The sequence below is a fragment of the Acinetobacter sp. ATCC 27244 genome (assembly GCF_000156555.1).
GTDB lineage: Bacteria > Pseudomonadota > Gammaproteobacteria > Pseudomonadales > Moraxellaceae > Acinetobacter > Acinetobacter haemolyticus.
Map to the genome: position 1 here is coordinate 6,805 of NZ_GG665969.1, position 5,305 is coordinate 12,109.

The following is a 5,305-nucleotide window of genomic DNA, read 5'->3' on the forward strand; positions in this document are numbered from 1 at the left end:
AAACCATATAAAGAAGAACGATGTCGAGATCATTTGTTAGGATTACTCCGACAAGGAAGTAACAAAGTAGTTTATGAGGTGGAAGTTCATGAAGCTGATGATAAAGAAGCTGATATAGGATGCACTGTAGGGCAACTACGTTTACCAATTGAAGTGAAAGGGCAATGGCATCCTGAATTGTGGACAGGTGCTGATAATCAGCTCAATAAACTATATGCACAAGACTGGCGTGCTGAAGGGAGAGGAATCTATCTTGTGCTCTGGTTTGGCCTAAGGACTGACAATAAAAAGTTAAAAAGCCGAGGTAGAGAAAAACTTAACCCTACTACCGCTGATCAGTTAAAGGAAATGTTGATTGAAAGTAGCCAAGCAGCAAAAACTGGTAAAATTGAAATCATTGTAATAGATACAGCGAGAGTAAATGATAAAGATTAAATTGAAAATATTTAATCTTTATTTATCAATTATTTATTGTTGAAATATGACTACCAAGGTATTGGGTAAATTACATTTTTTTATTAACAAAAAAAATATATAAAACAGTTGGTTATTTATTTAGTTCAACTGACGTCACCTCCACCCAAATACAATCAGAGATTATTAGGTTTGATATAAAAAGTACTTAATCAAATTTTAGGGTTGCTGCTAATTTTGGGTTGAAAGATTTAAATTGATAGAGCTTTACAACTCCCCCTGATCTATGCCTACTGACAAACCATAATCACCAAATCCTGCATTATTAATGAGGACATCAATCTGGAAAGACTTTAGTTTTTCATAAAGTTGTTTGGTGCTACCATCTTTACTTAAGTCGGCAGTTTCAACATAAAATTTAATGGCAAGATATTTTGATTCAATGTCCCGTTTGATGTGCTCAAGTGCCTCAATGTGACGGGCAACAATAATTAAATTAAAACCTTCAGCCGCAAATTTATAGCCCATTGCTTTACCGATACCTGAGCTGATACCAGTGATAAGAACTGTTTTTATATATACTCAGCTTATAAAGAGAGGGTGAAACCGGAGATTAAGGAGTGGAAAGTTTCCCCGCTTGAGAAACTTTCCAATTTATGAATTAAAGATGTTTTTGAAAAAATGGAATAATTCTTTCCAAGGCTTGAGCAACAGGTTCAGGTTGATCATATAAGTCATAATGGCTTGCATCTTTAACCAAAAAGAGGTTTTTATCTTTAGAAGCCGCTTTGCTATATAGCTCATAACCGTCACGATATGAACCGAAGCCTCCCGGAACTCCACCAATCACAATTTGTAAGGGTTGGGTGAGTAGGTGATCCGCCAAATGAAACGCATCGAACCCAACAGCAGCAGCTAAACCTGAAAAGCGAAGTTTATTCGGTGAACCTTCTGCCTGACCGCGCGGGGTTTTGTAGTAATCTACAGCTTCTTTAATATCGATATCATTAATGCTAGCTTGCTCACGCTCTTGTTGTGAGTTTGGAATGTACTGGGTAATAAAAGGTTTGGCACCACGTGCTTCTGCTGTTCTTTGAGCTGCAATTGCTTCTAAAGTTTTAATGGCAACTTCAGGTGTCTGATCGCCTTCACGCATTAAACGACCATAGTTTGCCGCAACCACAGTTGCTACGGCTTTAAAACGGCGTTCAGTCATAGCAGCATTAACAGCATAACCACCACCGCCACATACCCCTAATACGCCAATACGTTTTTCATCGACATAAGCAAGCATTGTTAAATAGTCTGCTGCACAACGGAAATCTTCTACACGTATTGCAGGGTCTTCAAGGAATCGAGGTTCTCCACCGCTAGCGCCTTGATACGATGCATCAAAGGCTAAAGTAATAAATCCAGCTTCAGTCAGTTTTTCACCATAAATTGCACCTGAAGTTTGCTCTTTACAGCTACTGATCGGATGGGCGCATACAATCGCTGCATATTTTTTGTTTTCATCAAAATCTTTTGGAAAACGTAGCGTTGCAGAAACATCAATCTCTTTATTTTTGAAAGTTACAGTTTTCATCATTTTTTCTCCAATAGAAGAACTATCTCGATGAAACCAATATACTCCTAGTGATTCATTATGATAATCCAGTATAATGAGATAGCACTTATATTGAATACTTATAAATAATGAAAGAAAATCTGAATGATTTGCATACCTTTATTGTAGTTGCACAGGAGCGAAGCTTTACCCGTGCGGCGGCAAAACTCAGAACTTCACAATCCGCCATTAGCCAAACCCTCCGTAATTTAGAGGACCGAATTGGTATAAAACTATTATCACGAACCACCAGAAGTGTCGCACCGACAGAAGCGGGTGAATATCTGCTCAGCTTGATTCAACCTGCTATCGCAGAAATAGAACATGGCATGAATCAGCTCAGTGCTTTAAAAAATGATCCGGCAGGAACATTGCGTATCAGTGCTGATGAATATGGCATCCAGACTGTTTTATGGCCCGCCATTGAAAAAGTCATCCAACAATTTCCAAAAATTTCAGTCGAAATTACCTCTGATTATGGTCTGGTCGATATTGTAGATGGCCGTTTTGATGCAGGGCTTCGAAGAGGAGGTTTGGTTTCTAAAGATATGATCGCTTTACAAATTAGTGATCCCATTCCAATGCTGGCAGTGGCTAACAAAGAATATTTACAACGTTATGGCCATCCCAAGCAGCCAAAAGATTTGGTTGAACATCAATGTATCAATTTAAGGTTACCCACACATGGTGAACTTTATCGTTGGCAATTTACCAAAGGAAATAAAACGCAGAGTGTTAATGTTAACGCTAAAATTGTTTTCACAACCTTATCTCCAGTGCTCCAAGCAGTGAGAAGTGGGGCAGGCATTGCTTATCTACCGATTGATATGGTTCAGCCTTATATTGAAAGTGGTGAACTGGAAGAAACGCTAAAGGACTGGCAACATCGCTATGAACCGTATCACCTGTACTATCCACATAGACGTGAGCAAGCGCCTTTATTGAATATCTTGATCAATGCTTTGAAAGAGAATTTTAATAAAGCAAAGTGATTAATCAGATTGATCTTCTTAAGCGCATTACGTAGGAATAATAAGTTTTAATTCATCACGGATATTCCCGGACTTAAGCGATTTAAATCTTTTTGATTTGGATCAATCGCAATTTGAACAGCAATACGCTGTGTACCACCTTGGTAAAGTTTCCTATTGCATTATCAGGTTTAATGACACTAAATTTAGAGCCGATAGCAGGTGAAATTTCTTCTACATGACGTGTAAATTTTTGATGGCCCATGGCATGAGTTAAACAACTTTTTAGTTATTTGGGGGAAGTAATATAATTTTCGAGAGATGCACCAAGCTTGAATTAGCTTGTATGTCAATAACTTTAAATATATCAGATTTCATAATGATGGTACTTAAGCTATTTTTTGAAGACTTTTGTGTTGTTTAACTATATGATTTAATTTGATCTTGAAATCATAATCCATTGGATAGATATATGAAAATGTTCCCTTTTCCATTTCAAATTACAGATTGGAATAAAGTTGAAATAACAGAGCATTGTGGTGTAACAGGGAAAGCTTATTGGAAGACACAATACTTTGGTGAGGAAACCAATAGAATTAGAGTAAGGCTGGTAGAATATACAGCTAATTACTTAGCTGACCATTGGTGTGAAAAAGGCCATATTTTATTCTGCTTAGAGGGGGAGTTAGAGAGCAGATTAAAAGATGGTAGAACATTTACTTTAACGACAGGAATGAGTTACCAAGTAGGTGATAACTCAGAGCCTCATCAATCGTTTACTCTTGACGGGGCGAAATTACTAATAGTTGATTAAACTCCTTTATGTTATATCTACAAAGAATAATAACAAGATAAAGTAAGTGCTGAATAATTTATAAAAGCTCTTACTTATATTTTAGAGGAAATAAAAGTGATTTTGTATAATGAGTTGTATTCAAAATGGTATGTACTGATCATTGCTGTAGCTATTGCATGTTTACCTATACTGTTATGCTTGAAAATTATTCCTGAACCAAAAAAAATCCTCTACTGGTTTAGCAATGGTATTTTTCTTTGCATTCTTCTGTTTTATGTTGTTGTTCCCGTACCTTTGTCTGAACAGGGAAAATATGTTGCTACAGTGGAAAACTTTAGAGATAGTAATACCTTTGCTGGTTTTAGCAATATTGTATAAATGCAAAAACGCTACTGTTAATTGCCATATCTTAATGCGGTTGGTTACTTTCAGTTTGTGAGTGCCTATAATAAAGACTATAAAAAAATTGTTATGGAGCAGGGAACAATTCCTGAGAGTATCCCGGACACTCCTCAAGTTTTTATAGAACAAAAAATATGTGATGTAGATCTCTCGTAGTAAATATAGATTTTTTTAGAGCTTTAATCTGTTTCACAAAGTCTGATTTTTTGATTGGCAGATAGAAAGAAAGCATATGAAATAGTTTGATTAAAAATAGAAAAAAGAAAGGATTTGCTGAAATGTTAAATGAAAATAAAAAAGCTGTCATTTTCGGTGGTAGTGGTGTAATTGGTGGTGCCGTTGCACAGGCTTTGATTCGCGAAGGAGTAAAAATTTATCTTGTGGCGCGTAACCAAAAAAAATTAGAAAAATTTGCTAAAGAGTTATGTGCTATGGGGGGGAATCGTGGAAACATTTTGCATTGATGTGTTGGATGAAAAATCAATAATTAAGCAGGTGGCACAGCTAGCCCAAAAGTCTGGTGGTATTGATATTGTAGTAAATGCTACAGGTTTTATGCATGATCAGGGAAAATTAATTTCTGAGCTAAGCTTGACTGAATTTTTGCAAGGCATAACTCCCTTTTTAACAGCCCAATTCAATATATCTAAAGCTGTAGAGCCATATATGGGAAGGGAATGTTCAGGTGTAATTATTAATATTGTTGCGCCTTCTAGCTCAATGGCAATTCCTGGTCATCTGGGGGTGTAGAGGCATTTAATAAAGCACTTGCAAGTGAGCTAGGAGGTAAAAATATTCGGGTGATTTGTGTGCGTTCACATGCCATTGCTGATGCCATCCAAGCCGGTTCTTATACTCGTGAATTATTTGAAACCAAGGCTTTGGCAATGGGATTAACTGTACAGCAATGGTTAGATGGAGCCGCACAAAGTACGATGTTACAACGCCTTCCTACTTTGTTAGATGTGGCTGAAACAGTGGCTTTTTTAGCATCTGATCATGCTAGCGTGATAACAGCAACTGTTATCAATATGACAGCAGGGGCCACACCAGATAGATAAATTAATATAATGGGAAAATTTTGAAGACTAATATTTATTACAAATTAAATATTAT

The 5,305-nt window shown here is 36.7% G+C and carries 8 protein-coding genes and 2 pseudogenes; 7 read left to right on the top strand and 3 right to left on the bottom strand.

Translation table 11 applies throughout. From position 1 onward, the window contains the following. Window positions 1-435 (top strand): annotated as a pseudogene (locus HMPREF0023_RS15120) (hypothetical protein); the annotation flags it as partial. Between the two features lie 246 nt (window positions 436-681). Here the strand turns inward: HMPREF0023_RS15120 and HMPREF0023_RS15125 are convergent. Next, on the bottom strand, window positions 682-990 hold the full coding sequence (locus HMPREF0023_RS15125) for an SDR family NAD(P)-dependent oxidoreductase (protein ID WP_223804360.1): 309 nt from the start codon (window positions 988-990) through the stop codon (window positions 682-684). Between the two features lie 85 nt (window positions 991-1,075). Next, entirely contained in the window at window positions 1,076-1,999 is a 924-nt protein-coding gene (locus HMPREF0023_RS15130) for an alpha/beta hydrolase (RefSeq protein ID WP_017396460.1), read from the bottom strand. Between the two features lie 110 nt (window positions 2,000-2,109). On the opposite strand from HMPREF0023_RS15130, the gene HMPREF0023_RS15135 reads away from it, so the two are divergent. After that, window positions 2,110-3,012 (top strand): LysR family transcriptional regulator, encoded by a 903-nt coding sequence (locus HMPREF0023_RS15135; RefSeq protein WP_008942507.1) that lies wholly within the window; start codon window positions 2,110-2,112, stop codon window positions 3,010-3,012. A gap of 47 nt (window positions 3,013-3,059) precedes the next feature. On the opposite strand, the pseudogene HMPREF0023_RS16385 reads toward HMPREF0023_RS15135, so the two are convergent. Further along, window positions 3,060-3,259, bottom strand: a pseudogene (locus HMPREF0023_RS16385) (HlyD family secretion protein); the annotation flags it as partial. A 204-nt stretch (window positions 3,260-3,463) separates the two neighbouring features. Between HMPREF0023_RS16385 and HMPREF0023_RS15140 the strand changes: the two are divergent. From HMPREF0023_RS15140 to HMPREF0023_RS17055, 5 genes are all read left to right on the top strand, one after another. Beyond that, window positions 3,464-3,805 carry a DHCW motif cupin fold protein gene (locus HMPREF0023_RS15140; RefSeq protein WP_008942509.1) on the top strand — a complete coding sequence of 114 codons (342 nt, stop codon included), beginning with the start codon at window positions 3,464-3,466 and terminating at the stop codon, window positions 3,803-3,805. A 96-nt stretch (window positions 3,806-3,901) separates the two neighbouring features. After that, window positions 3,902-4,165, top strand: coding sequence for a hypothetical protein (locus tag HMPREF0023_RS15145; RefSeq protein ID WP_008942510.1), 264 nt, complete (start codon window positions 3,902-3,904; stop codon window positions 4,163-4,165). 266 nt (window positions 4,166-4,431) lie between these two features. Beyond that, window positions 4,432-4,653 carry an SDR family NAD(P)-dependent oxidoreductase gene (locus HMPREF0023_RS17045; protein ID WP_008942512.1) on the top strand — a complete coding sequence of 74 codons (222 nt, stop codon included), beginning with the start codon at window positions 4,432-4,434 and terminating at the stop codon, window positions 4,651-4,653. Continuing rightward, window positions 4,634-4,939, top strand: a complete 306-nt coding sequence (locus tag HMPREF0023_RS17050) for an SDR family NAD(P)-dependent oxidoreductase (protein WP_008942513.1) — start codon at window positions 4,634-4,636, stop codon at window positions 4,937-4,939. The genes HMPREF0023_RS17045 and HMPREF0023_RS17050 overlap by 20 nt, the downstream gene beginning before the upstream one ends. Before the next feature lie 50 nt (window positions 4,940-4,989). Continuing rightward, window positions 4,990-5,250 (top strand): SDR family oxidoreductase, encoded by a 261-nt coding sequence (locus tag HMPREF0023_RS17055; RefSeq protein ID WP_265586520.1) that lies wholly within the window; start codon window positions 4,990-4,992, stop codon window positions 5,248-5,250. The last annotated feature ends 55 nt before the right edge of the window (window positions 5,251-5,305 follow it).